The sequence below is a fragment of the Streptomyces bicolor genome, assembly GCF_000719285.1.
In the GTDB taxonomy this organism is placed as follows: Bacteria; Actinomycetota; Actinomycetes; order Streptomycetales; family Streptomycetaceae; genus Streptomyces; species Streptomyces bicolor.
Window position 1 is genome coordinate 21,304 of sequence record NZ_JOFS01000015.1, and the last position, 25,818, is coordinate 47,121.

The window sequence follows — 25,818 nt, forward strand, 5'->3', positions numbered from 1 at the left end:
TACCCGCGACCGACCGCCCCGTCAGCCCTCCACGACCAGCGCCGCCAGGTCCAGGAACGCGTTCAGCGCCGGTGCCCGCAACCGGTCCAGCGGCCCGAAGCCCGCGGAGGACAGCAGTCGGTCGAAAGGTACGGCGACCACCTGGTCGGCACCGATGTCGAAGCGGGCGGGCAGGTCCTCCGGCACGGTCTGCCCCGAGCGTTGCTCGACCTCGGTCACCACGACGACCGCCTCGTCCGCCAGCCGCCGGTGCCCGTCGACGCGCAACCGGTCGAGCACCCGCCACGCGGCGTCGAAGTACCAGCCCGAGTTGCCGCAGCACAGGATCAGCCGGTCGGTCAGATCCAGGACGGTGTCGGCGGACCGGTCCAGCCGCTGCGGGGCCCAGTCGGTGAGGACGAACGAGTAGTAGGGCGCGGTCCTGGCCAGGATGTGCGGATAGGCCTGGGCGTGTATCAGGTTCGGCGGGACCCGGCCCCCGGGGTGCGCGGCGACTTCCAGCCCTGACGGCAGGCGGGTGGTGCGCGCCCGGACCTCCTCGTACGTCGGGTCGGCGGGCAGGTCGGCCAGGTCGCGCACGGTGGCCGGGTTCCGGTCGGTGAGGAAGGCGTCGAGCGCCCCCTCGTCGTCCGCTCCGTCGAGCGCCAGGACCGGCTCGCCCCGGACGGCGGCGAGGAGCGAGCCGAGCACCATCGTCGTCGCGGCCCGCCCGCTGTAGACCCGGCCGCCGTAGTGGTAGGTGCCGACCAGGGTGAGGCGGCGGGCGTGGCTCAGCGGTGTCCGCAGCCGGGCCAGCCGGGCCTCCCGCTCGCGGCGGGCGGCGCCGAAGCGGGGTGGTGGGCGCAGGGGGAGGGCGCCGGTGTCGCCGGGCACGGCGGCGACCGGGGGGAGGGCGAGCGGTACGCGCGACGACGGCCGGGTGCGGACCCGGGGCTTGGCCGCGGGTGCCGGTGTGCCGGTGCGTTCGGTGCGGGACTGGGCGATGTACTTCGCCAGGACGTCCGCGACCTCGCCCGCGGTGGGGCGCGCGGCCGGGTCGGGGCCGAGGCAGCGCAGCACCGTCTGCCGCAGCCGCGCCCAGGTGTCGCCCTGCCACAGGTGCATGCCCTCGGGATGGCCGGGCACCTGCCGGTGCAGTTCGCGGCCCGCCTTGCTGCTGACCAGCTGGAGCAGGTCGCCCAGCGCGCGCACGTTGTCCTCGGGGGTGGGCACCGGGCCGGTACCCGTGTACCGGCCGTCCAGGGCGCAGTTGGACAGGTCGGCGAGGACCACCGAGCGCCGCAGCACGAAGATGTTCTCCGCACTGAGGTCCGCGGGCACGACCCCGTGGAGATGGCACAGGGCCAGGGCGCTCGCCAGATGCCAGCCGACGAGCAGCCCCGTGAGCTTGTCGAAGGGAGCCGTACCCGTCGCGTGGGCCTGGTTGAAGAGCTCCGCGAGGCGGGGCGGGGCGGGTGACGCGGAGCCGTCCTCGATCGGGGCCGACGCCAGCCAGGCCGGTGTGCCCCCGAGCCCGGTGCCGAGCAGGGCGGGCGCGTACTGACCGCCCAGGCGGCGCAGCGCCTCCGCCTCCGTCGCGATCAACTCGGCGCCGTCGGTGGCGACATCGGTGCGCGGGGTGCGCACCATGGCTCTGGTGTTGTTGATCAGGTCGACGGCGTCGTACTCCACCACCCAGCGCAGCCGCCGCCGACCACGCAGCCGGTAGGGGCCGAGCCGCCGCGGATCGTCGTCCGTCAGGCTGCCCCAGCCGTCCCCGGAGGTGGTGCCCTGTTCCCGGATGCCCCGCTCCAGGCGGCTCGCCCCGGAGTCGAACGAGACCCCGAAGCGCGCCAGCAGCTTGCGCTCCACGCGCGTGAACGGCCGGTGCGAGCCTGGGAGCCGGGCGGAGCCGTCCGGGTGGGCGAGCCAGGCCGGGAAGTCCGGCGAGTTGCCCGCGAGTTGTTCCAGGCGGTGCCCGATCGTGCGGCTGGTCCGCAGGAGTTCGGACTGCGGGACGGCGTCGAGGAGCACGGACCTGGAGGCGTCGGAGAAGTCGAAGACCTGGTGCTTGGCGGGCAGCGGCCCGGGTACCGGCGCGGGGTGCGGCCGCATCAGCCCGCCGAGGAAGACCTCGGCGAGATGGGAGGTCCGCGCCTGCCACGGCACCGCCGTCTGGACCAGCCGCATCACCGGGACCGTCAGCGGCGACACGGCCGCCAGATGCGCGGCGAGCCGGTACGCCTCCGGGGTGGCCGCGTCCCGGAAGTGCTGGGCGCCGCCCGGGCCCGGGGACGCGGTGGCCGTGCGGGACCGGCGCGGCCGGGTCAGCAGCGGCACGCGTACCGTGGCGCCGGGCGAGGCGAGCAGGTGGGACCAGGTCCGCAGCGAGGCGGCCGTCGGCTCCAGGACCGGCACCGGCACGCCGTCGAAGGTGGCGAGGCCGGGCGGCAGCACCGGGTCGGTGATCTCCCAGGAGGTGTTGGCCCCGCCGATCCGCCGGGTGGTGGCCTGCCAGCGCTCGGCATGGACGCCGGAGCCCTCCCACAGGTCGGGCGGCAGGGTGTGCAGCAGGGCGGTGGGGCCGCGGGAGGCCCAGCTGGACAGCAGGCCGTGCAGGGCGCCGCTGCGCCAGGCGGCGCCCATGCCGTCGCTGACGACGAGGACGAGGGTGCGGCCCGACGGGTCGCCCACCGTGCTCAGCGGCACCGGGGTGCTGTCGGGCCGGAACGGGCGGGCGTGCAGGCGGGGTTCGTCGGCGCCGCGGGTGTCGAGGCCGAGGACGCGGGTGGTGGCGAAGGCGCCCAGGCGTTCGAACAGGACGCGCAGTTCGGCGGCGAGGCGGTGCCACAGCAGCATCGACAGGCCGTCGTCGACGAGCAGCACCAGATGGAGCCAGCGCTCCTGCACGGGCCGCTGCACCACATCGGGCAGCCGGGTCTCGGCGAGTTCCGCGGCGGTGCGTTCCTCGTCGATCTCCAGGCGGTGCGGGCTGGCCAGCCGGCGGCGCAACGGCCGTAGCGCGCGCCCCAGTTCGAGCTCGCCCGCGAGGGCCTTGTCCTCCGGGACGCGGACGGGCATCGCCCTGTTCGGCTCGGCGTCCTGGCGCAGCCGGATCTCGGGGACCGGCGCCGACTCCGGTTCCTGCCGGGCGTCCGAGTACAGGGGGTGCGCGGTCAGGTCGGGCAGGTCCGGGTCGTCGGGTTCCGGTGCGGTCGCGGGGCCGTCTGGGCCGGCCTCGTCCGGCTCGGCGGTGGCCGGTTCCGCGGACGGCGCCGGTGTCGTCCGGGCGAGGCGTGCGAGGGGCGCGTCCGCCCCGCCGGGCACCCGTCGGGCCAGCCACAGCACGTCGAGCACCTGGTCGGCGTCCAGCTCCTGGCCGGAGGCCGACAGCACCCGCAGCAGCTCGCCGAGCCGCCCGCCCCCGCCGGCCTCGGTCACAGTGCCCCGGTCAGCTGGTGCAGCACGGCGTCCAGCAGCTCCTCGGCGTTGAGGTTCACCCCGCTGCCGCGCAGGAACACGGCGTTGAGGAGCTGGTCCGTGGCCAGTTCGCCGGGGGCGCGGCGGCGCAGGAAGGTGTCGATCAGGTCGTCGGCGTCGCGCAGGGCCTCCTCGCCCAGGTGCGCGGTGACGATGGCGCGCAGCCGGGCCTCGTCCGGTACGGGCAGGGCGAGGCGGACGCAGCGGCGCAGGAAGGCGGGCGGGAACTCGCGTTCACCGTTGCTGGTGATGACCACGACCGGGAACTCCGCGCACTGGACGCGGCCCTGATGCACCGTCACTGTCCCCCGGTGATCGGCGGTCTGCACCTCCACGTCCGCCATGTCCTCGGGGAGCCGGGTCAGTTCCGGGATGTCGAAGTAGCCCTCCTCGAAGACGGTGAGCAGGTCGTTGGGCAGGTCGACGTCGCCCTTGTCCATCTCGTCGATGAGCAGCGCGCGCGGCGTCGCCGACGGCACCAGGGCCGTGCCCAGCGGGCCGAGCCGGATGAACGTCCCGATCGACGGTTCGCCCTCGCCCCGGTCGCGGCTGAGCGTGGTCTCGCGCAGCCGGCCGATCGCGTCGTACTGGTAGAGCGCCTCCCGCACGGTCGACCGGCTGTTGATCGACCAGCGCAGCAGGTCGCCCAGCCGCAGCTCGTGCGCGACGGCCCGGGCGAGCGACGACTTGCCGGTGCCGGCCGGCCCGGTGACCAGCAGGGGGCGGCGCAGATGCAGCGAGGCGTTGACGACGTCGGCGTGCTCCGGCTGGATCAGGTACGGCAGTTCGGGACGGGCGGCCGGCGCGGGGCTGAACCGGCGCCACGGCGGCGCCGGGGGCAGCGTCACGGCGCGCGGGAGGCCGTCGCCGCGGAAGATGCGCCAGTCGGCCTCGGAAGCGGAGGTCATGCGCTCTCCTGTGGGTCGGTCAGGTGCAGTCGGGGCACCGTGCGGTCGGCGTCCGCCCAGGCGAGGACCGGGCGGCCGGGGAAGTCGGGGGCGCGGGAGCCCCGGGCGTTGGCCCGGTAGACCCGCACCCCGTCGGGCAGTTCACGGGTGGCGAGCTCCGCCATGTGCTTGACGGCGTGCGAGGGCGTGTCCCGGCCGCGGTCCCACACCACCACCGGTATGCCCACGGCCAGGCAGATCTGAACGATCCGGTCGCGCGGACCGGGCGGCACGTCGACGGACACCCGGACCGTGTCGAGCCGGCCCATCAGTTCGTAGTAGACCTGGGTGGGGTCCTGGGCCGGATCGGAGACGACCAGCGTCTGCCCGGAGTCGAGCTGTCTCCACCGCTCGCGCCAGTCGGGAAGGAAACGCTCGTGCCGGCGCAGGAGTTCCGGACAGTGCACGACCAGCGGGTACTCCGCGCCGAGCATGCCCGGGATGATCTCGCCGGGAGCCTGGGCGGCCCATTCGTCGACCGGCAGGTTCAGGTTGTCCTGGTCCACGAGCACCTCCACCAGCGGGCGGCCGCCGTCGGAGGCCGAGGAGGTGAGGGACTCCAGGACGCGCAGCAGTTCGCGCGCCGCCTCGGACGCCGTGTGCGCGGCGGAGCTGTCGGCCGACACCTGCCGGGGCCCGGAGCCCTCGTCGCACCAGATGCGCAGCCGGTGCCGGTCCCGTCCCGCCTGCGTCACCTGGACCAGGACCCGCACCCGCCCGGTCCTCGCGCGCACCATGCGGGCCCAGTCCTCGGCGTCCGAGCGCCGCTCCCGCAGCGCCGCGGGAGGGATGCCGAGCCGTACCGCCACGCTGTCCGACCACAGCCGCAGCCCGCCCTTCTGGGGCGCCGGGCACAACACGGCGATGTACTCGACGACTCGCAGCAGCGCCGGTACCCGGGGCCCGCCGTCGTCGGAGTGGCCGTCACCGGCCAGCCGCTCCAGGCTGAGCAGCTGGGCGTCCGGGGTGTCCCCGTCGGAGCGGACGTCGACCCGTTTCGCGGCCTCGCGCACCACCTCGGGGAGCCGCCCGAGCACCGGCCGGTCGACCTTGCGCAGCAGCTGGTGCAGTTGCTGGTGCTCGCGCGGCGAGAGCAGCAGCGCGGTGTCGAAGAACTGTCCCGCGGCGAGGACCCGGCCGGCCGCCGCGGGGTTCGTGGGCCGCAGGATCTGGGTGAGCGCCGCCACCGCCCGTGGATGGCTGACCAGGAACCCCGCGAACTCCTCGACCGTCGGCGGGGCCACGGCGCTGCCCGGCTCGCGGCCGCACTCCACCGCCAGCTTGCGGGCCGTGTCGCCGAACGAGTACGACGACGTCGGCAGGGCGTACCGGATCGTCTCCACGAGTTTGACGAAGGGGGGATCGCCGGGGTCGTAGGCCTGATCGCCGGCGATGTCCTCGTCGTCCAGTGCCACCCCCGCATTCCGCAGCTCGGCCTCGACCCGCTGCCAGGGGATGCACCAGCTGCGCCGGATCATGTCCTGCGGACCGGCCGGGGCATCGCACGCCGGCATGAAGTGCGCGGCCACGAGTCCCACGACGGCCTCGTCGTCCTCGCACCACAGGGGCCCGCCGCTGTAGCCGTGGCTGACCGCCATGCCGGTGCTCTTGCCGTCGAGGTAGCCGATCCCGTCGTCGAGGGCGGCGACCAGCAGATCGGCGAAGGTCGCGCTGTGCCCGCTGCCGTGCCAGGCACGCACCCGCTGGCCCGGCGTCATGGCCGTACGGCGGTCGGGGGCGGGCACCTCGCGTGGCGGAGCGTCGATCCGCAGCACCGCGAGATCGCCGAGCCACTCCAGGGCGCCGTCCCGCACGGCCTGTCCGGAGCGGGTGCGCGGAGGGATCCAGTGCGCCACGCGCGCGGGGTACCGCTCGGTCCTGCGCGCCCCCTTCACCTCGACGAACAGCTCGTCAAGGCCGGGCGGCCGGGGGTCGAACTGCGCCCTGCCCAGGGCGTCGTTGACCACATGCGCACACGTCAGCACCGTGTCGGTGCCGAGTAAGACCGCCCCGCCCGCCGTCTTCCCGTCGGCCGTCCGTCGCACGGACGCGGCGCTCGGGCGGGTCCTGTCGCCGGACGCCGCCCCGACCTCCTTGAACCACCCCACGGTTACTCCGAACCGGGCTCGGGCTTCCAGCTGGCGGTGACGGTGAGGTGCGCCTGGCCGTTGCCGCCGACGATCCCGAGCTTGAGGTCCTGTCCGACCTGCACACCGAAGGTCACGCTGAGCTCGCTCGGCGGCTCCGGTACGTCCTTGACGGCGTCGTGCACCTCCTGCAGGAGCGGTCCGAGCGGCTTCAGAGCCCCGCGCAGGGCACTGGTCGCGAAGTTGGCGACGGCCCGGCCACCGGTGGCCACGGGGACCGCTCTGCCCATGCCTTCGGGGAGGTCGTCGTCGCCCGGCGCGGGGCCCGGGGCGAGCAGGAACCTCACGGGCGTGCCGTCGTCGAACTCTGATTCCAAGGTGGTGGACACGCCAACATTGTCGCTCAAGGCGCCTGATTCGACAGGGAGTTCAGCAGTCTTGATCGCGCCGGATCACGAGACCGCCAGGCAGCCGCTTCTCGAACCAGTGCGCGGCGTAGACGTTGTCGTCGTACCGGGGGATCTCCGTGTACCCGCACGCCCGGTACATCGCCTGCGCCTCGGTGAGCGCGGCGTGCGTGTCGAGGCGTACGACGGTCATGTCCCGCGCGGCCGCCTCGCGTTCGAGGGCGTCGAGGAGGCGGCGGGCGAGGCCCAGCCGGCGGGCGTCGGGGTGCACCCAGACGTGGCGGATCTCGCCGACGCCGGGCTCCAGGCGCCGTAGCGCCCCGCAGCCCACGGGGCGGCCCTCCTCGCGGGCGACGAAGAACGCGCCGGAGTCGCCGGAGACCTCCTCCGGCCGGACGAGGTCGCTCTTGTCGAAGCCCTCGGGGAACCGCTCGTCGATGTCGGCGGCGTAGGCGTCCAGGCAGGCCAGGGCGTCCGGTGCGGCGCCGTCGACGTGGTCGACGGTGATGCCCGCGAGGCGCAGCAGGCGCTGTGCGGTGGCCATCGCCCGGGTCAGTTCGGCGCGCTGGGGTTCGCTGAGGCCTTCGAGGAGCCCGGCGACGACCGCGCCCGCCCGTCGGTTCTGCTCCTTCACCTCCACCCGCCCGGCCGGGGTGAGTTCGATCATCCGCAGCCGGCTGTCCCGGGGGTGCGCGCTCAGCCGGACCATGCCCTGGGCCTCCAGCGCCTTCGCCATCCGGCTCAGGTACCCGGCGTCCAGGCCGAGCCGGCTCCTGAGCTCGCGCAGCGACGTCCCGTCACCGATCTCGAACAGCAGCCGGGCCTCGCCCAGCGGGCGGTTCTGTCCGAGGTAGTGGTCGTCCAGAACGCCGATGCGGCGTGTGAAGTAACGGTTGAAGCGGCGGGAGGCCGTCACGTGCTCCGTCGACACTGGCTCCATCACGTGCTCCGTTGACGCCGGATCCCTGTTTCTTTGACCTTAGTCAAAGGTTCGGTCACCGTCCACAGCTCCCGCCGCTTCCGCGAGCCGTCGGCCGAGCGCCAGTGCCGCCTCCCGCAGCTCACGCGGCCTGACGATCCGGAACGGTGCCCGGATCGCCGTGAGCCGCTCGGCGTACCAGTCCGGTTCGTCGGTGGTGGCGAGGATCCGTGTCGTGTGGTCGTCGACGGGCTCGGGGCGGCCGAGGCTGCGCGGCAGCCATTCGGTCACCAGCGAGACGGGCGCTTCGACCACGATCTCCACCTCGTGGGTCCAGCCCTCGGAGAGGTGCTCCTCGACCGTCTCGACGGGGTTCAGCGCGGGGGGCGGTTCGAAGGTGTCGGGGAGTGCCGTCACCGACGTGACCCGGTCCACGCGCAGGACGCGGCGCGCGTCGCGGGTGTGCGACCAGCAGAGCAGGTACCAGCGGCCGTGGTGCACGACGACGGCCCACGGGTCGACCTCCATGGTGCGTTCGCCGCGCGAGCCCGGCCGGTAGCCGATGCGCAGACGGCGCCGCGCGGCGGCGGCCTGCACGAGGACGGCTGTGGTGTCGGGGTCGGGGCGCTCGGCTGTGCCGGGGGCGCCCCGGGCGCTGACCTTGCGGACGGCCTCGGCGGGGTGCGCGACCGGTTCGGGCAGGGCGCGCAGGAGCTTGCCGAGCGCGCTGCCGGCCGGGCCGGCCGGGTCGGCGGCGTCGTGATGGCCGTCCAGTACGGCCATGACCAGGCCGAGCGCCTCGGTCGGGCTGAACATCAGCGGCGGCAGGCGCAGGCCCCGGCCGATGCGGTAGCCGCCGTACGGCCCCCGCGTGGACTCGACGGGGATGCCGGCCTCACGCAGGATCGCGACGTAACGGCGGGCGGCGCGCTCGGAGACGCCGAGGCGGGCGGCGAGGCGGTCGGCGGTGATGCCGGGGCTGCTCTGGAGGAGTTCGAGGAGCAGGAGGGCGCGGGCGGTGGGGCTCTCGTCGCGTGGCATGTTCGGGCGGCATTCCGGTCGTGGATCGTCCGGAATGGACCGTACCGTGATCGGCATGAGCGAGGACATCCCCCTGGAACCACCCGTCGCGGGCAGCGAGGCCGACACCCTGATCGGGTCCTTGGAACGGCAGCGCCGGACGTTCGCCTGGAAGTGCGAAGGCTTGGACGCTGCCGGGCTCGACGCGCGGCTCGCCCCCTCGACGATCACGCTGGGCGGGCTGCTCAAACACCTGGCGCTGGTGGAGGCCGACTACTTCACCGTGCGGCTGCTGGGTGAGGACCCGGGCGAGCCCTGGAACACCGTGGACTGGGAGGCCGAGCCCGGTTGGGAGTGGCGCTCGGCCGCGGACGACACCCCTGAGCAGCTCTACGCACTGTGGGAGTCCGCCGTCGCCCGCTCCCGGGTCAATGTCCGCAAGGTTCTCGCCGAGGGCGGACTCGACCGGCTCGCCCACTACACCGGGCGCAACGGGGAGTCGCCCAGTCTTCGGCGCATCCTGGCGGACCTGATCGAGGAGTACGCCCGCCACGTCGGCCAGGCCGACCTGATCCGGGAGTCGATCGACGGCCGGGTGGGGGAGGACCCGCCCGCCGACTTCTGACGGGCGTCGTCGTCACCATCCACCACAGGCGTCCCTTCTGTTCCTGTTCGTCCCCATTTTCAGTGACGCACCGCACTTTCCGCCCCGATTGCGCATGCAATCCGACGGGCCGGGGCAGGCGCTGACGGTCCTCGTGGGTGACACCTGTGTGACTCAGGGGCGCTGAACAGGAACGGAAGGCGACACCGATCATGACCGGACAGCAGGCGCGGCAGGCAGAGCAGACGATTCACGCGGGCGGAGAGTGGCACCCGGCCGTCTCCGGCGCCACACGCGAGATTCTCGACCCCGCGGACGCCCTGCCCTTCGCCGTGGTCGCGGAGGGTGACGAGAAGGACACCGACCTGGCCGTCGCGGCCGCCCACCGTGCCTTCGACGGCGGCCGGGGCGAGTGGTCCCTGACGCCCGTCGCCGAGCGCGCCGCCCTGCTGCGCCGCGTCGCCGACCTGCTCGTGCGCGACCGCGAGAAGCTCGGCCTGCTGGAGAGCCGCGACGCCGGCAAGACCGTCGAGGAGGGCCGCGTCGACATCGACTGCGTCGCCGACGCCTTCCGCTACTTCGCCGACCTCGTCGCCGCCGAGGGCCCGGGCCGGGTCGTCGACGCGGGCTCGACCGACATCCACAGCGTCGTCGTACACGAGCCGGTCGGTGTCTGTGCGCTGATCACCCCCTGGAACTACCCTCTCCTCCAGGCCAGTTGGAAGATCGCCCCCGCCCTCGCCGCCGGGAACACCTTCGTCGTCAAGCCGAGCGAGATCACCCCGCTGACGACGATCGCCCTGATCGAGCTGCTGGTCGAGGCGGGCCTGCCGGCCGGTGTCGCCAACATCGTGACCGGCCCGGGCCATTCCGTCGGCGCCCGGCTCGCCGAGCACCCCGACGTCGACCTGGTCTCCTTCACCGGCGGCCTGGTCAGCGGCACGAAGGTGGCCCAGACGGCCGCGCCCACCGTCAAGAAGGTCGCCCTCGAACTCGGCGGCAAGAACCCCAACGTCGTCTTCGCCGACGCCTGTGCCACCGACGAGGCCTTCGACACCGCCGTCGACCAGGCCCTCAACGCCGCGTTCATCCACAGCGGCCAGGTCTGCTCGGCCGGCGCCCGCCTCATCGTCGAGGAGTCGGTCCGGGACCGTTTCGTGGCCGAACTCGCCCGCCGCGCCCAGAAGATCCGCCTCGGCCGCGGCACCGCCGAGGGCGTCGAGTGCGGCCCGCTCGTCTCCGAGCAGCAGCGCGCGAAGGTCGAGGCGTACGTCGAGTCCGCGCTCGAGGAGGGCGCGGTGCTGCGCTCCGGCGGCAAGCGGCCCGAGCCGTCGGCCGACCGGCCGGAGAGCGGCTACTTCTACGAGCCGACGGTTCTCGACCACTGCCACCGCGAGATGCGTGTCGTACGCGAGGAGGTCTTCGGCCCGGTCCTCACCGTCGAGACCTTCCGCACCGAGGACGAGGCCGTCGCCCTCGCCAACGACACCGAGTACGGCCTCGCGGGCGCGGTCTGGACCGCCGACGCGGGCCGGGCCCGGCGCGTCGCGGGCCGGCTGCGCCACGGCACCGTCTGGATCAACGACTTCCACCCCTACCTCCCGCAGGCGGAGTGGGGCGGCTTCGGCAAGAGCGGGGTGGGGCGCGAACTCGGCCCCGCCGGACTCGCCGAGTACCGCGAGAGCAAGCACGTCTACCAGAACCTCGCACCCAAGCCGGTGCGCTGGTTCGCGGGCTGACCCCTGTCCCCCCTCACCTCAAGTCAGCCCTGATCAAAACCCCCTTGGAGTACCACCCCCATGCCCGAGAACACCCACGAGTACGACTACGTCGTCATAGGCGGCGGCACCGCCGGCTCCGTCATCGCCTCCCGTCTCACCGAGAACCCCGACGTCACCGTCGCCGTCATCGAGGGCGGCCCCAGCGACGTCGGCCGTGACGACGTCCTGACCCTGCGCCGCTGGATGGGCCTGCTCGGCGGTGAGCTGGACTACGACTACCCGACGACCGAGCAGCCGCGCGGCAACTCGCACATCCGGCACAGCCGCGCCCGCGTGCTCGGCGGCTGTTCGAGCCACAACACCCTCATCGCCTTCAAGCCGCTGCCGTCCGACTGGGACGAGTGGGAGGAGGCCGGCGCCAAGGGCTGGGGCGCGGTGCCGATGGAGGCGTACTACGCCCGGCTGAAGAACAACATCGTCCCCGTCGACGAGCGGGACCGGAACGCCATCGCCCGTGACTTCGTCGACGCGGCACAGGGCGCGCTCGGCGTGCCGCGCGTCGAGGGCTTCAACAAGCAGCCCTTCACCGAGGGCGTCGGCTTCTTCGACCTCGCCTACCACCCCGAGAACAACAAGCGTTCCTCGGCGTCGGTGGCGTATCTGCACCCGGTGATGGACGAGCGCGAGAACCTCACCATCCTGCTCGAGACCTGGGCGTACCGCCTGGAGCTGAACGGCACGCACGCCGAGGGCGTGCACGTGCGCACCCAGGACGGCGAGGAGTTCGTCGTACGGGCCCGGCGCGAGGTCGTCCTGTGCGCGGGCGCGGTCGACTCGCCCCGCCTGCTGCTGCACTCGGGCATCGGGCCGAAGGCGGACCTGGAGAAGCTCGGCATCCCGGTGGTCCACGACCTGCCGGGCGTCGGTGAGAACCTGCTCGACCACCCGGAGTCGGTGATCGTCTGGGAGACCCACGGCCCGATCCCCGAGAACTCCGCGATGGACTCCGACGCGGGCCTGTTCGTCCGCCGCGACCCCGAACACCAGGGCCCCGACCTGATGTTCCACTTCTACCAGATCCCGTTCACGGACAACCCGGAGCGACTGGGCTACCAGCGGCCGGAGTTCGGCGTCTCGATGACCCCGAACATCCCCAAGCCGAAGAGCCGCGGCCGCCTTTACCTGACCAGCGCCGACCCGTCCGTGAAGCCCGCGCTCGACTTCCGCTACTTCACCGACGAGGACGACTACGACGGGCGGACGCTGGTCGACGGGATCAGGATCGCCCGTGAGATAGCCAAGTCCGAACCGCTCGCCGGCTGGCTCAAGCGTGAGGTGTGCCCCGGCCCGGAGGTCACGGGCGACGAGGAGCTCAGCGAGTACGCGCGCAAGGTCGCGCACACCGTGTACCACCCGGCGGGCACCTGCCGTATGGGCGCCGCCGACGACGAACTGGCCGTGGTGGACCCGCAGTTGCGGATCCGCGGCCTGGAAGGCATTCGTATCGCCGACGCCTCCGTGTTCCCGACGATGACCGCAGTGAACCCGATGATCGGGGTGCTCATGGTCGGGGAGAAGGCCGTCGACCTGATCGGAGGTGAGGCGTGATGAGTACGACGACCCAGAGCACGACGCCCGACATGCCCGAGACCCGGAAGCCCCCGACCGCGCCGGTCTTCTCCGTGGAGGGCCTGTGGAAGGTCTTCGGCGCGAAGGCGCACCGGGTCCCCGCCGACCCGGAGCTGGCCGCCCTCACCCCCGCCGAGCTGCGCGCCCGCACCGGCTGCACGGCGGCGGTCCGTGACGTGTCCTTCGACGTCCGCAAGGGCGAGGTCTTCGTCGTCATGGGCCTGTCGGGTTCGGGGAAGTCCACCCTCGTGCGCTGTCTGACCCGGCTGATCGAGCCGACGGCGGGTTCCATAGCCATCGACGGCGAGGACGTCCGCGCCATGGACAAGACCCGACTGCGTGAACTGCGCCGCCACCGCGCGGCGATGGTCTTCCAGCACTTCGGCCTGCTCCCGCACCGCACGGTCCTCGACAACGTGGCGTACGGCCTGGAGATCCAGGGCGTCGGCAAGGCCGAGCGCCGTGCGCGGGCCGCCGAAGTGGTGGCCAAGGTCGGCCTGGAAGGCATGGAACACCGCAGGCCCGGCCAGCTGTCCGGCGGACAGCGCCAGCGCGTCGGCCTCGCGCGGGCACTGGCGGTGGACCCCGAGGTCCTGCTCTTCGACGAGCCCTTCAGCGCGCTCGACCCGCTGATCCGGCGCGACATGCAGGAGGAGGTCGTCCGCCTGCACCGCGAGGAGGGCCGCACGATGGTCTTCATCACCCACGACCTCAGTGAGGCGCTGAAGCTGGGCGACCGCATCGCGCTGATGCGCGACGGGCGGGTCGTGCAGCTGGGCACACCCGAGGAGATCGTGGGCTCCCCGGCCGACGACTACGTCCGCGAGTTCGTCCGGGACGTCCCGCGCGAACAGGTCATGACGGTCCGTACGGCGATGAGGACCGCCTCGGCGGACGAGGCGGGCAGCGGCCCGGCGATCGCACCGGACGCGACGGTGTCGGAGGCGATCGAGGCGGTGGCACGGGCGGGCGCTCCGGCGCGGGTCGTCGACAAGGGCCGGTGCGTCGGGGTGGTGGACTCGGACGCGCTGCTCGAGGTGGTGGCCGGAACCGCGAAGGAGGCGGTCTGATGGCCACGATCACCGCGACCGCTCCGCGTACGGTTCCGGGCGTCCTGAAACACCGTGCCGCCCACAAACTGCTGTTGCTCGCCGTCGTGGCGGCCGTCCTCGTGCCGCTCGCCGACGCGCGCTGGGCGAGCGGCACCTGGCCGGACGCCCTGACCGTCGACCTCACCGACCCGCTCACCAGGACCAGCGACTGGATCATCGACAACCGGGACAGCCACCCGCTGTTCCTCTACTTCTTCGGCCACATCAGCAACGCGGTCGTGCTCTGCGTACGGGCCGTGTACCTGCTGCTGCTCGCCGCAGGATGGGCTGGTGTCACGGCGGCGGCCTCGCTGATCGCCTGGCGCGTCGCGGGCCTGCGGCTCGCCGCGGGTACCGGCGTCGCGTTCCTGGCCTGCGGGTTCCTCGGCATGTGGATCCCGACGATGCAGACCCTCGCGCTGATGGTCGTGGCGGTGCTCGCCTCGGTCGTCGTGGGCGCGCTGCTGGGCCTCGCCGCCGGACTGTCCGACCGTATGGACAGGATGCTGCGCCCGGTCCTGGACACCATGCAGGTGCTCCCGGCCTTCGCCTACCTGCTCCCCGTCGTCCTGGTCTTCGGCATCGGCGTCCCCGCGGCCGTCCTGGCCACCGTCGTCTACGCCGCCCCGCCGATGGCCCGCCTCACCGCCCTCGGCCTGCGCGGCGCCGACAAGGAGGTGCTGGAGGCGGTCGAGTCGCTGGGCGCCACCGCGCGCCAGCGCCTGCTGACCGCCCGGATCCCGCTGGCCCGCAAGGAGCTCCTCCTCGGCCTCAACCAGACGATCATGATGGCGCTGTCCATGGCGGTCATCGCGTCGGTCATCGGCGCGGGCGGCCTCGGTGACCGCGTCTACCAGGCCCTCGCCTCGGTCGACGTCGGCGCGGCACTCGCGGCCGGCATCCCGATCGTGCTGCTCGCCGTCGTACTGGACCGGGTGACCGGGGCGGCGGGTGAGGCGCTCGGTGACGAGCCGCAGCCGAACGGCCGGGCACCCTGGGTGTTCGCCCTGGTCGCCGCCGTGGCCGTGGCGGTCGCCGGACGTCTCGTGGGCCGGCTCGACTGGCCCGAGACCTGGGCCCTGAACATCGCCGAACCGGTCAACCGCGCCGTCGACTGGATGACCGACCACCTCTACTCCGGCGTGCCCGTCATCGGCGGCACCGCCGACTGGGCGGCCCACTTCACCACCTGGGTCCTCGACCCCCTGCGCGACGGCCTGCAGTGGCTGCCCTGGTGGTCGGTCCTGCTCATCGTCGCCGCGCTGGCCTGGACGATCGGCACCTGGCGCACCGCGCTGACCGCCGTCCTCGCCATGGCCGCGATCGGCGTGCTCGGCGTGTGGAACCCGTCCCTCGACACGCTCTCCCAAGTCCTGGCGGCCGTCGCCGTCACCCTGGTCCTGGGCTTCGCGACCGGCATCGCGGCGGCGCGCAGCGACCGCTTCGAGCGCCTGCTCCGGCCCGTCCTGGACGTGTTCCAGACGATGCCGCAGTTCGTGTACCTGATCCCGGTCGTGGCGTTGTTCGGCGTGGGCCGCGCTCCCGCCGTCGCCGCAGCCGTCGTGTACGCCCTGCCCGCGGTCGTCCGCATCACCACCCAGGGTCTGCGCCAGGTCGACCCGGCCGCCCTGGAGTCGGCCCGCTCGCTCGGCGCGACCCCCGCCCAGCAGCTGCGGCAGGTCCAGCTCCCGCTCGCCCGCCGGGCGCTGCTGCTCGCCGTGAACCAGGGTGTGGTCCTGGTCCTCGCCGTCGTGATCATCGGCGGCCTGGTCGGCGGAGGCGCCCTCGGCTACGACGTCGTCTTCGGCCTCGCGCAGGGCGACCTGGCGACCGGTCTGGTGGCCGGCGCGGCGATCGTGTGCCTGGGCCTGATGCTGGACCGGGTGACGCAGCCGACGGAACGCCGCACGAAGAAGGGAGCGTGACATGCGTATCCGTATCCGTACGACCGCCCTGGTCGCCGGCGCGTCCTCGCTGCTGCTGCTCACCGGCTGCGGTGCCGCCGACATGACCAAGCAGGCGTCCCCGTTCGCCAACGCCCAGGGCGCCAGGACCGTGACCCTGTCCGTCCAGTCCTGGGTCGGCGCGCAGGCCAACGTGGCCGTCGCCCAGTACCTGCTGGAGAAGGAGCTCGGCTACCGCGTCGACACCGTCCAGATCGACGAGGTCCCCGCCTGGGACGCGCTCAGTCAGGGCCGGGTCGACGCGCTCCTGGAGGACTGGGGCCACCCGGAGGAGGAGCAGCGGTACGTCAAGGACAAGAAGACGATCGTGAACGGCGGCGACCTCGGCGTCACCGGGCACATCGGCTGGTACGTCCCGACGTACTTCGCCAAGGAGCACCCGGACGTCACCGACTGGAAGAACCTGAACAAGTACGCCGAGCAGATGCGCACCGCGGAGAGCGGCGGCAAGGGCCAGCTGATGGACGGCTCGCCGTCCTACGTCACCAACGACAAGGCGCTGGTGGAAAACCTGGACCTGGACTACCAGGTGGTGTTCGCCGGTTCCGAGGCGGCTCAGATCACCCAGATCAAGCAGTTCGCCAAGGAGCAGAAGCCCTTCCTGACGTACTGGTACGAGCCGCAGTGGCTGTTCAAGAAGGTCCCGATGACCGAGGTGAAGCTGCCGGCGTACAAGGAGGGCTGCGACGCGGACCCGGAGAAGGTGGCCTGCGCCTATCCGCACACCCCGCTGCAGAAGTACCTCAACGCGGACTTCGCGAAGGACGGCGGCGAGGCGGCGGCCCTGCTGAAGAACTTCAAGTGGACGACCGAGGACCAGAACGAGGTCTCCCTGATGATCGCCGAGCAGAAGATGGCGCCGGAGGAGGCGGCGAAGAAGTGGGTGGACAGCCACGAGTCCACGTGGAAGGCGTGGCTGTCCTGACGGTCACCTCGTGAGGCCGGCCGCGATGTCCCCGAGCGCCTGTGCGGCAGCGCGCTGGAGCTGCGGCCCGAACGTGATCCGGGTGGCCCCGAGTTCGCCGAGTTCGGCGGGCGAGGGGCCACCGGTCACCGTGCCGTGCACATTGATCGGCCCCTGGATACCGGACCGCAGCAGCGGCAGTACGTCGACGGGGGCGCCGATCGGATACACGCAGTCGGCGCCGGCGGCGACGTAGAGCGCGGCCCGCTCGATGGCCTGCTCGGCGGCCTTCTTGGGATCGGAGCCGCCCCGGATGAAGGTGTCGATCCGGGCGTTGACGAAGACCCGGTCGGCGGCGGCGTGCCGTACCTCGGCGAGCCAGTCGGCGTGCGCCTGGGGGTCCTTGAGCGTCCCGTCCTCGGAGTCCTCCAGGTTGCACCCCACGGCGCCGGTCTCCAGCAGCCGCTCCACCAGCTCCTTCGGCGCGATCCCGTACCCGCCCTCGATGTCCGCCGACACCGGCACGTCGACGGACCGGACGATCCGCGCGACCGCCGCGAACATCTCGTCCGCGGGGGTCCGCCCGTCCTCGTACCCGAGGCAGGCGGCGATCCCCGCGCTGGGCGTGGCGAGCGCCGGGAACCCCGCCTCGGCGAAGACGCGGGCACTGGCCGCGTCCCAGGGGCCGGGCAGGACCAGCGGGTCGCCGGGGGAGCGGCGCCGGTGGAGTGCGCGTAAGGCGGCGGCCTTGGGAGTGGCCTCGGTCATGGTTTCGGTCACGGTGTGTAACCCCCTGGTGGGATGCGGCGGCTGACCATCACCCGGTTCCAGCTGTTGACGGCGACGATCAGCCCGATGAGATGGGCGAGTTCGGGCGCATCGAAGTGCGCGGCGGCACGGTCATGGACATCGTCGTGCAGAAAGCCTCCCCCAGAGCCGAAAGCCTGGGAGGTGCCCCCAGTGAGCACGGTGACCGCCTCGGTCAACGCGAGCGCGGCCCGTTCCCGCTCACTGGTACTGCCCCGGCTGGTAGTGCCCCGGGGCCATGCGGCAGGTCACCCCGAACCGGTTCCAGGCGTTGATCACCGTGATCGCGGCGATGAGCTGGGCGAGCTCGGCCTCCTCGAAGTGCCCCGCGGCCCTCTCGTACACCTCGTCGGGCACGAACCCGTCCGTCAGCACCGTCACCGCCTCCGTCAGCTCGATCGCCGCGAGCTCCTTCGGAGTGTAGAAGTGCGCGGACTCCTCCCAGGCGCTGAGCTGCACGATCCGCTCGACGCTCTCGCCCGCCGCGAGCGCGTCCTTGGTGTGCATGTCGAGGCAGAACGCGCAGTGGTTGATCTGCGAGGCGCGGATCTTCACCAGCTCGTAGAGCGTGGGCTCGATCCCCTTCCGGGCGGCCGCGTCGAGCCGGATCATCGCCTTGTAGACCTCGGGGGCGTGCTGGGCCCAGTCGAGGCGGGCGGGGTTCTCGGGGGCGTACTTCACTGTGGTGGCTGCCGTGGCGGCGGTGGATTCCGTGGTGGTCATGATCTCGACCCTAAAAGGGAAGCAGCCCAGGAGTATGGTCCACTTTCATGCGGAAACCTTGGGCCACTCTGGGCATCGACCTCCATCTGGAGCCGGCGGGCCCGGGCCTGCGCCGAGGCCTGACCGACGCCCTGCGCGACGCGGTCCGCACCGGACGCCTCACACCGGGCACCCGCCTGCCCTCCTCCCGCTCCCTCTCCGCCGACCTCGGCATCGCCCGCAACACGGTCGCCGAGGCCTACGCCGACCTGGTCGCCGAGGGCTGGCTCACGGCCCGGCAGGGCTCGGGGACGCGGGTGGCGGACCGGGCGGTGACGGGGGCGGGCGGGGAGGACGGTACGAGGGGTGCGGCGGGTGGCGATGGTGCTGTGACGCCGGCGGGTGGCGATCGCGCGGGGACGCCGGCGGGCGGCGACGGCAGGGGGTCCCCGACGGCCGGTGGCCGCATGGTGCTCCCGCCGACGGGCGCCCCGGCGCCACCGGGAGCCGCTGCGGCACGTGACGTCTCCTCCCCGCCCGGCGCCCCACCCCGCGTCACGGCCCCTCCCCGCCCGCAACGCCCGGGCCCCACCTACGACCTGTTCCCCGGCTCCCCGGACCTCGCCTCCTTCCCTCGCACGGAGTGGCTCAAGGCCGCCCGCCGAGCCTTCCTCGCCGCGCCGCACGAGGTACTCGGCTACGGCGACCCGCGCGGCCGCGTCGAGCTGCGTGCCGCCCTCGCCGGCTACCTTTCCCGCGCGCGGGGCGTGCGCGCCGACCCCGAGCGCATCGTGGTGTGCGCGGGTTTCGGGCACGGTCTGCAACTGCTCGGCAGGGTGCTGCGGGCGCGCGGGGCGCAGACGGTGGCGGTGGAGTCGTACGGCCTGCCTCCGCACTGGAACCAACTGACGGCGGCCGGCCTGACCACGATCCCCCTCCCGTTCGACGAACTCGGCACGAACCCGGAGGAGCTGACGGACCAGTCGGCACTACTCCTCACCCCCGCCCACCAGTTCCCGATGGGCGTGCCCCTGCACCGCGACCGCCGGGCAACGGTGGTCGACTGGGCACGGCGTACCGGCGGCCTGGTCCTGGAGGACGACTACGACGGCGAGTTCCGCTACGACCGCCAGCCCGTGGGCGCCCTCCAGGGCCTGGACCCCGACCACGTCGTCTACCTGGGCACGGCCAGCAAGTCCCTCGCCCCGGGCCTGCGGCTCGCCTGGATGGTGCTGCCGCCGGCGCTCGTCGAGGAGGTGACGGCGGCGAAGGGCCGTGTGGACACGTGCGGCGCGCTGGACCAGCTGACCCTGGCGGAGTTCCTTACCTCCGGCGCCTACGACCGCCATGTCCGGTCCGCCCGCCTGCGCTACCGACGCCGACGGGACGCCCTGGTCCGGGCCCTGGCCACAGCCGCCCCCCACATCGACGTCACCGGCATCGCGGCCGGCCTCCACGTCCTGCTGCGCCTCCCGCCCGGCACGGAGAAGTCAGTGGTCCAAGCGGCAGCCTGGCAAGGCCTGGCCCTCCACGGCCTGACCTATTTCCGCCACGAGTCCGCCACAGCGGAGCAGGTGGACGCGCTCGTCGTGGGTTACGGCACGCCGCCGGATCATGCGTGGGCGGGGGCGTTGGAGGCGTTGGGCAGGGTGTTGCCGTAACCGTGGTCCAGGAGCCGTCGCCCCGGTGTGCTGTGCCGACACGGGCCACCCGCGATGCCGACGACAGCGCTCACCCGCTGCAGCACCTCCCAGACCCGCTTGCTCCAGTCGGCCCGGGCGCCCCCCGGCCGGGAGGCCGCGAGGAGGGCGGCGAGCTGTTGGGTCAGCTCGCCGTTCGGCTCGAGCGCGGCCAGCCGGCCCAGATCACGCCGGGCCTGCTCGGTGTGGCCGCTCATGGTGGAGGCCATGCCGTGCACCCCCTGTTCCCCCTGTTCCGGCCGTACAACGGAACACTGGGGATCCGGTCAGGCCCCGGTCCTCCGGGAAGGCCTCGGGGAAACCCCGGGGTCGGCCGGAGGCGCGGGTTCCTGCGGCAGCTCGCCGAACCGCGCCAACGCCAACGCCCCCGCCACCGCCACGACGAACCCCAGCACGGCCAGCCACCCCAAGCCCTCCCGCGTACGATCCCCCAGCCACACCACCCCCACCACCGCCGGCCCGACCGTCTCCCCGATCACCATCGCCGCCGTAGCCGTCGTCACCGACCCCCGCTGCAACGCCGACGTCAGCGCCAGAAACGCCGCTCCACCCCCCAGCAGCAGCGCATACGTCGCCGGATTCACCACGAGGTCCGGCACCGCGAGGGAGTCGATCAGCCGCACCCCCACCTCCACCACCCCGAACCCGAACCCGGCCGCCAGCCCGAGCACCAGCCCCCGTCCGCGCTCCGGCAGCAGCCCGCCGGCCAGCCCCACCCCCAGCACCCCCACAGCCACCCCGAGCATCGCGAACCGCAGCGCGTCCGACCCGCCGAGATCCCCCTCCGTCCCCGAAGCGAGCCCGAGCATCGCCAGCCCGGCACACACCACTGCCACCGCGGCCCACTCACCCCGCCGCAACCGCACCCGCAGCAAACGCGCCGAGACCACCGCCGTCACCGCGAGGCTGGACGCCAAGGCGGCCGCGACGGCGTAGATGGGCAGCGCCCGCAGCGCGACGACCTGCAACACGAACCCCAGCCCGTCCAGCGCCAGCCCCGCCAGATACCGCCACTGCCGCAGCGCCCGCAGCAGCACCCCGGCCTCGCCGCCCCGGCCCCCCTGCGCGCTCGCCACCCGCGCGGCCATCGCCTGAAGGACGGTGGCCGTACCGAAACAGACCGCCGCACCAAGCGCACACAGCATCCCAAACAGCACAAAGCGACTGTAGGTGAGCGGCAGAAGGCCAGCCCGCCGACAGCCGCACTCGCAACGATCTCTAGGCTGTCCGCCGGACAACAACCGGATCATCGGGGGAGACACACATGGCGGAAACGCGACGTCGGCTGCGCTCCAGCACGGTCGTACTCGGCGGCATGGGAGTCATAGCCGCGGCCCTGACCTCCTGCGGCTCGGAACCGGACCGCCGCTGCGTCGACCGCGACAGCTACTCCTACGAGGGCTACAAGGTCATCGCCGACAAGAACTGCAAGTCCGGCTCCACCACCGTCGGTTCCTCCTACAGCAAGGGCCGCAAGAAGACTGGCTCCAGCAGCAGCGACGCCGCCTGGTACTACGACTCCGACGTCGACGGCGGCCGCGCCGACTACGGCACCTTCAGCCGCAGCGAGGCCGTCGACCGCGGCGGCTTCGGCTGCTCGGGCTCCGGCAGCAGCGGCGGCTGAGCAGGGCACCGGCAGCACACGGCCAGGACACGCACATGGAACGCCGCACGATCGAGCCCCGCCCCGGCTGGCAGCAGACCGTCGAGGGGCAGGGGCTCATCTACCCCCTCACCCGCCACCCCGACAACTCCCTGCGCCCGTACTGGGACGAGAGTGCCCACTACGTCTTCTCCCTGGAGGAGGTCGAGGCACTGGAGGAAGTCGTCGAGGAACTCCACGGCATGTGCCTGAGGGCGGCCGAGCACATCGTCGCCGAGAACCGCTTCGCCGACCTCGGCATCACCGACCCGCGCGTCGCGGACGCGGTCGCCGAGGCGTGGCGCCGCCGCGCCGAACTTCCCTCCGTCTACGGCCGCTTCGACCTGCGCTACGACGGCACCGGCCCGGCCAAGCTCCTGGAGTACAACGCCGACACCCCGACCTCACTGGTCGAGGCCGCCTCGCCCCAGTGGTTCTGGATGGAGGAGCGCTTCCCCGGCGCCGACCAGTGGAACTCCCTCCACGAACGCCTCGTCGCCGCCTGGAAGAAGCAGTCCGCCCTGCTCCCGCCGGGCAGCCCGCTCTACTTCGCGTACTCCTCAGCCGACGAGCTCGGCGAGGACATGATGACGGTCGCCTATCTGAAGGAGACCGCGGAGCAGGCGGGCCTGGACACCGGCTGGATCTCCATGGAGGAGATCGGCTGGGACCACCTCGCGGGCCGCTTCGTCGACACCCAACTCCGGTTCATCCGCAGCTGCTTCAAGCTCTACCCCTGGGAGTGGCTCACCACCGACCGCTTCGCCGGCCACGTCCTCGACACCCTCGACAACGGCGGCGGCACCGGTACGACGCTGTGGATCGAGCCCGCCTGGAAGATGCTCCTCAGCAACAAGGCCCTCCTCGCCATCCTCTGGGAGCTCTACCCGGACCACCCGAACCTCCTGCCCGCCTATCTCGACGGCCCGAGGGAGCTGGCGAGCACCACGGGCTACGTCGCCAAGCCCCTGCTGGGCCGGGAGGGTGCGGGGGTGACCGTGCACGAGAAGGGCGCCGCCGCCGTCGTACGGGAAGAACCCTGCTGCTACCAGCAGTTGGCTCCGCTCCCCGCCTTCGACGGCAACCACGTCGTCCTCGGCGCCTGGGTCGTCGAGGACGAGTCGGCGGGCCTCGGCATCCGAGAGTCGTCCGGCCTGATCACGGACGAGTACGCGCGTTTCCTGCCGCACGTGATCCTGTAGACAGGCGATCCGCAGATTCAAACCCCTAGCACGCCCCGCAACTGGGCGAGCCCCCAGTCCAGGTCCTCCTTCCCGATCACCAGGGGAGGCGCGATCCGGATCGTCGCCGAGGGGGCACCGCCCACGCCCCTGAGGCTGTGGGTGAGGGTGTCCTTCACCAGCACACCCCGCTCCATCAGCTTCTCGGACACCTCCCGCCCGGTGCCGTACGCCCTGGCGATGTCCACCCCCGCCCACAGCCCGCGCCCCCGCACCGCCGTCACCCGCCCCGTCCCGGCCAACGCCGCCAGCTCCCGGTGCAGATGCTCGCCCAGCTCCGCCGCCCGCGCCTGGAACTCGCCCGTCCGCAGCATCGCGATCACCTCCAGCGCCACCGCACAGGCCAGCGGATTCCCGCCGAACGTCGACCCGTGCTCCCCGGGCCGGAACACCCCGAGCACGTCGGCCGACGACACCACCGCCGACACCGGCACGACCCCGCCGCCGAGCGCCTTCCCGAGCACATACACATCCGGCACCACCCCCTCGTGCTCGCATGCGAAGGTACGACCCGTGCGTCCCAGCCCCGACTGGATCTCGTCCGCCACGAACAGCACGTTCCGCTCCCGCGTCAGCTCCCGCACCGCCGGCAGATAGCCCGCCGGGGGAACGAGCACCCCCGCCTCGCCCTGGATCGGCTCCAGCAGCACGGCCACCGTGTTCTCCGTCATCGCCTCCCGCATCGCCGTCAGGTCCCCGTACGGCACGATCTCGAAGCCCGGCGTGTACGGCCCGAAGTCCGCCCGCGCCTCCGGGTCGGTGGAGAAGCTGATGATCGTCGTCGTACGCCCGTGGAAGTTGTTCGTGGCGACCACGATCTTCGCCATCTCCGCCGGCACGCCCTTGATCCGGTACCCCCACTTCCGGGCGGTCTTCACCGCCGTCTCCACCGCCTCCGACCCCGTGTTCATCGGCAGCACCATCTCCATCCCGCACAGCTCGGCGAGCTGCTCGCAGAACGCCGCGAACCGGTCGTGATGAAACGCCCGCGACGTCAGCGTCACCCGCTCCAGCTGCGCCTTCGCCGCCTCCAGGATCCGCCGGTTGCCGTGCCCGAAGTTGAGCGCCGAATACCCGGCCAGCAGATCCAGGTACCGCCGCCCCTCCACATCCGTCATCCAGGCCCCGTCCGCCGTCGCCACCACGACCGGCAACGGGTGATAGGTGGGCGCGCTGTGCGCGTCGACCGCGGCGATCAGGGATTCGGTGGTGCTCGACGTACTCACGGGGCTCTCCGTTTCCGCCACCACGAGGGCTCGTGCTCCGGCAGTCACGAGGCTCGTGGCCACTGTCCATTTCCGGCCGTACGAGTGCTTTGCGGCCCCTTCCTATCGTTGCTCGGATGGTGGACGCGGGACCATGCCCCGTCGGCGCGCCCGGTAGGCTGATCGACGGGCCGTGACTGGCGCGCTGGGATGGGACCGACCATCGGGGAGCGGCCCACTGGACCGTGTCGTCCAGCACCGAGTGCCGTGCGCCTGGGCCGTACCGTGAACGCTGTCCACGACGTCCGGAGGTCCCCATGTCAGCCGAGCCCCTCTCCACCGAGTCCACCGCCTTCCGTTCCGCCCTCGACGTGATCCGCGCCGTCGAGCCGCGCGTGGCCGACGCCATCGGCCAGGAGGTCGCCGACCAGCGCGAGATGCTCAAACTGATCGCCTCCGAGAACTACGCCTCCCCGGCGACCCTCCTGGCGATGGGCAACTGGTTCAGCGACAAGTACGCCGAGGGCACCGTCGGCCGCCGCTTCTACGCCGGCTGCCGCAACGTCGACACCGTCGAGTCCCTCGCCGCCGAGCACGCCAAGGAGCTCTTCGGCGCCCGCCACGCCTACGTCCAGCCCCACTCCGGCATCGACGCCAACCTCGTCGCCTTCTGGGCCGTCCTCGCCGCCCGTGTCGAGGCCCCCGCCTTGGAGAAGGCCGGCGCCCGCCAGGTCAACGACCTCTCCGACGCCGACTGGGCCGAGCTCCGCCAGGCCTTCGGCAACCAGCGCATGCTCGGCATGTCCCTGGACGCCGGCGGCCACCTCACCCACGGCTTCCGCCCGAACATCTCCGGCAAGATGTTCGACCAGCGCTCCTACGGCACCGACCCCGCGACAGGCCTGATCGACTACGAGGCGCTGCGCGTGTCGGCCCGCGAGTTCAAGCCGCTGATCATCGTCGCCGGCTACTCGGCCTACCCCCGTCTCGTGAACTTCCGGATCATGCGCGAGATCGCCGACGAGGTCGGCGCCACGCTCATGGTCGACATGGCCCACTTCGCGGGTCTCGTCGCCGGCAAGGTCCTCACCGGCGACTTCGACCCGGTCCCGCACGCCCAGATCGTCACCACCACCACCCACAAGTCGCTGCGCGGCCCGCGCGGCGGCATGGTCCTGTGCGACGACTCCCTCAAGGACCAGGTCGACCGCGGCTGCCCGATGGTCCTCGGCGGCCCGCTCCCGCACGTCATGGCCGCCAAGGCCGTCGCCCTCGCCGAGGCCCGCCGGCCCGCCTTCCGGGACTACGCCCAGCGCATCGTCGACAACTCCCGCGCGCTGGCCGACGGCCTGATGCGCCGCGGCGCGACCCTGGTGACCGGCGGCACCGACAACCACCTGAACCTGATCGACGTCGCCTCCTCCTACGGCCTCACCGGCCGCCAGGCCGAGGCCGCGCTCCTCGAGTCCGGCATCGTCACCAACCGCAACGCCATTCCCGCCGACCCCAACGGCGCCTGGTACACCTCCGGCATCCGCATCGGCACCCCCGCCCTGACCACCCGTGGCCTGGGCACCGCCGAGATGGACGAGGTGGCGGGCCTGATCGACCGCGTCCTGACCACGACGGAGCCCGGCACGACGAAGTCGGGCGCGCCGTCGAAGGCGGCCCACGTCCTGGACGAGAAGGTCGCGGAGGAGATCGCCCAGCGGGCGACCGACCTGGTGTCCGGCTTCCCGCTGTACCCGGAGGTCGACCTCGGCTGAGGG

General features: G+C 72.6%; 22 protein-coding genes and 1 riboswitch. Of the genes, 10 read left to right on the plus strand and 12 right to left on the minus strand.

From position 1 onward, the window contains the following. Positions 1-21 precede the first annotated feature (21 nt). Genes IF78_RS45095 through IF78_RS0120660 form a run of 6 tightly spaced genes read right to left on the minus strand, consistent with a single transcriptional unit; the run spans position 22 to position 8,860 of the window. A complete protein-coding gene (locus tag IF78_RS45095; RefSeq protein ID WP_051828049.1) occupies positions 22-3,420 on the minus strand; it encodes an SAV_2336 N-terminal domain-related protein in 3,399 nt (1,132 codons plus the stop codon). Continuing rightward, on the minus strand, positions 3,417-4,367 hold the full coding sequence (locus tag IF78_RS0120640) for an AAA family ATPase (protein ID WP_031477593.1): 951 nt from the start codon (positions 4,365-4,367) through the stop codon (positions 3,417-3,419). The genes IF78_RS45095 and IF78_RS0120640 overlap by 4 nt, the downstream gene beginning before the upstream one ends. Beyond that, entirely contained in the window at positions 4,364-6,514 is a 2,151-nt protein-coding gene (locus IF78_RS0120645; protein ID WP_031477595.1) for a VMAP-C domain-containing protein, read from the minus strand. The genes IF78_RS0120640 and IF78_RS0120645 overlap by 4 nt, the downstream gene beginning before the upstream one ends. Positions 6,515-6,516: 2 nt before the next feature. Beyond that, a complete protein-coding gene (locus IF78_RS0120650) occupies positions 6,517-6,882 on the minus strand; it encodes a CU044_2847 family protein (RefSeq protein ID WP_031477597.1) in 366 nt (121 codons plus the stop codon). 40 nt (positions 6,883-6,922) lie between these two features. Next, on the minus strand, positions 6,923-7,840 hold the full coding sequence (locus IF78_RS0120655) for a bifunctional helix-turn-helix transcriptional regulator/GNAT family N-acetyltransferase (protein ID WP_078662526.1): 918 nt from the start codon (positions 7,838-7,840) through the stop codon (positions 6,923-6,925). 39 nt (positions 7,841-7,879) lie between these two features. Continuing rightward, positions 7,880-8,860 (minus strand): helix-turn-helix transcriptional regulator, encoded by a 981-nt coding sequence (locus tag IF78_RS0120660; RefSeq protein ID WP_031477601.1) that lies wholly within the window; start codon positions 8,858-8,860, stop codon positions 7,880-7,882. A gap of 55 nt (positions 8,861-8,915) precedes the next feature. On the opposite strand from IF78_RS0120660, the gene IF78_RS0120665 reads away from it, so the two are divergent. From IF78_RS0120665 to IF78_RS0120690, 6 genes are all read left to right on the plus strand, one after another. Further along, positions 8,916-9,464: a DinB family protein gene (locus IF78_RS0120665; RefSeq protein WP_031477602.1), complete on the plus strand. Its 549-nt coding sequence runs from the start codon at positions 8,916-8,918 to the stop codon at positions 9,462-9,464. Between the two features lie 191 nt (positions 9,465-9,655). Next, a complete protein-coding gene (locus IF78_RS0120670; protein WP_031477603.1) occupies positions 9,656-11,182 on the plus strand; it encodes an aldehyde dehydrogenase family protein in 1,527 nt (508 codons plus the stop codon). Positions 11,183-11,242: 60 nt separating this feature from the next. Next, positions 11,243-12,772, plus strand: a complete 1,530-nt coding sequence (locus tag IF78_RS0120675; RefSeq protein ID WP_031477605.1) for a GMC family oxidoreductase — start codon at positions 11,243-11,245, stop codon at positions 12,770-12,772. Then, positions 12,772-13,863, plus strand: coding sequence for a quaternary amine ABC transporter ATP-binding protein (locus IF78_RS0120680; protein ID WP_031477607.1), 1,092 nt, complete (start codon positions 12,772-12,774; stop codon positions 13,861-13,863). Before IF78_RS0120675 ends, IF78_RS0120680 begins: the two co-directional genes overlap by 1 nt. After that, positions 13,863-15,809 carry an ABC transporter permease gene (locus IF78_RS0120685; RefSeq protein ID WP_031477608.1) on the plus strand — a complete coding sequence of 649 codons (1,947 nt, stop codon included), beginning with the start codon at positions 13,863-13,865 and terminating at the stop codon, positions 15,807-15,809. Before IF78_RS0120680 ends, IF78_RS0120685 begins: the two co-directional genes overlap by 1 nt. Before the next feature lies 1 nt (position 15,810). Beyond that, positions 15,811-16,773, plus strand: a complete 963-nt coding sequence (locus IF78_RS0120690) for an ABC transporter substrate-binding protein (protein WP_031477609.1) — start codon at positions 15,811-15,813, stop codon at positions 16,771-16,773. Positions 16,774-16,776: 3 nt separating this feature from the next. Here IF78_RS0120690 and IF78_RS0120695 read toward each other — a convergent pair whose 3' ends face one another. The 3 genes from IF78_RS0120695 to IF78_RS0120705 are packed head-to-tail and all read right to left on the minus strand — an operon-like array spanning position 16,777 to position 18,282. Further along, entirely contained in the window at positions 16,777-17,520 is a 744-nt protein-coding gene (locus IF78_RS0120695; RefSeq protein WP_031477610.1) for an isocitrate lyase/PEP mutase family protein, read from the minus strand. Between the two features lie 8 nt (positions 17,521-17,528). Continuing rightward, positions 17,529-17,720: a carboxymuconolactone decarboxylase family protein gene (locus IF78_RS0120700; RefSeq protein WP_234439736.1), complete on the minus strand. Its 192-nt coding sequence runs from the start codon at positions 17,718-17,720 to the stop codon at positions 17,529-17,531. Positions 17,721-17,760: 40 nt separating this feature from the next. Beyond that, positions 17,761-18,282, minus strand: coding sequence for a carboxymuconolactone decarboxylase family protein (locus IF78_RS0120705; protein ID WP_031477612.1), 522 nt, complete (start codon positions 18,280-18,282; stop codon positions 17,761-17,763). A 47-nt stretch (positions 18,283-18,329) separates the two neighbouring features. Between IF78_RS0120705 and IF78_RS0120710 the strand changes: the two genes are divergently transcribed. Next, a complete protein-coding gene (locus IF78_RS0120710; protein WP_031477614.1) occupies positions 18,330-19,922 on the plus strand; it encodes an aminotransferase-like domain-containing protein in 1,593 nt (530 codons plus the stop codon). Here the strand turns inward: IF78_RS0120710 and IF78_RS0120715 are convergent. Together IF78_RS0120715 and IF78_RS0120720 are read right to left on the minus strand one after the other, a co-directional pair. Further along, positions 19,874-20,170: a hypothetical protein gene (locus tag IF78_RS0120715; RefSeq protein ID WP_158751455.1), complete on the minus strand. Its 297-nt coding sequence runs from the start codon at positions 20,168-20,170 to the stop codon at positions 19,874-19,876. The two genes, IF78_RS0120710 and IF78_RS0120715, sit on opposite strands and share 49 nt — an antisense overlap. Before the next feature lie 57 nt (positions 20,171-20,227). Next, positions 20,228-21,106, minus strand: a complete 879-nt coding sequence (locus tag IF78_RS0120720; protein WP_031477616.1) for a hypothetical protein — start codon at positions 21,104-21,106, stop codon at positions 20,228-20,230. A gap of 119 nt (positions 21,107-21,225) precedes the next feature. Between IF78_RS0120720 and IF78_RS0120725 the strand changes: the two genes are divergently transcribed. Together IF78_RS0120725 and IF78_RS0120730 are read left to right on the plus strand one after the other, a co-directional pair. Continuing rightward, positions 21,226-21,585 (plus strand): hypothetical protein, encoded by a 360-nt coding sequence (locus tag IF78_RS0120725; protein ID WP_031477617.1) that lies wholly within the window; start codon positions 21,226-21,228, stop codon positions 21,583-21,585. A gap of 35 nt (positions 21,586-21,620) precedes the next feature. Beyond that, positions 21,621-22,805, plus strand: coding sequence for a glutathionylspermidine synthase family protein (locus tag IF78_RS0120730; protein WP_031477618.1), 1,185 nt, complete (start codon positions 21,621-21,623; stop codon positions 22,803-22,805). A 17-nt stretch (positions 22,806-22,822) separates the two neighbouring features. On the opposite strand, the gene rocD is transcribed toward IF78_RS0120730, so the two are convergent. Continuing rightward, on the minus strand, positions 22,823-24,070 hold the full coding sequence (rocD, locus tag IF78_RS0120735; protein WP_037640886.1) for an ornithine--oxo-acid transaminase: 1,248 nt from the start codon (positions 24,068-24,070) through the stop codon (positions 22,823-22,825). Positions 24,071-24,232: 162 nt separating this feature from the next. Continuing rightward, positions 24,233-24,335, plus strand: a riboswitch (ZMP/ZTP riboswitch). A gap of 31 nt (positions 24,336-24,366) precedes the next feature. Between rocD and IF78_RS0120740 the strand changes: the two genes are divergently transcribed. Next, on the plus strand, positions 24,367-25,815 hold the full coding sequence (locus IF78_RS0120740) for a glycine hydroxymethyltransferase (protein WP_031477622.1): 1,449 nt from the start codon (positions 24,367-24,369) through the stop codon (positions 25,813-25,815). The last annotated feature ends 3 nt before the right edge of the window (positions 25,816-25,818 follow it).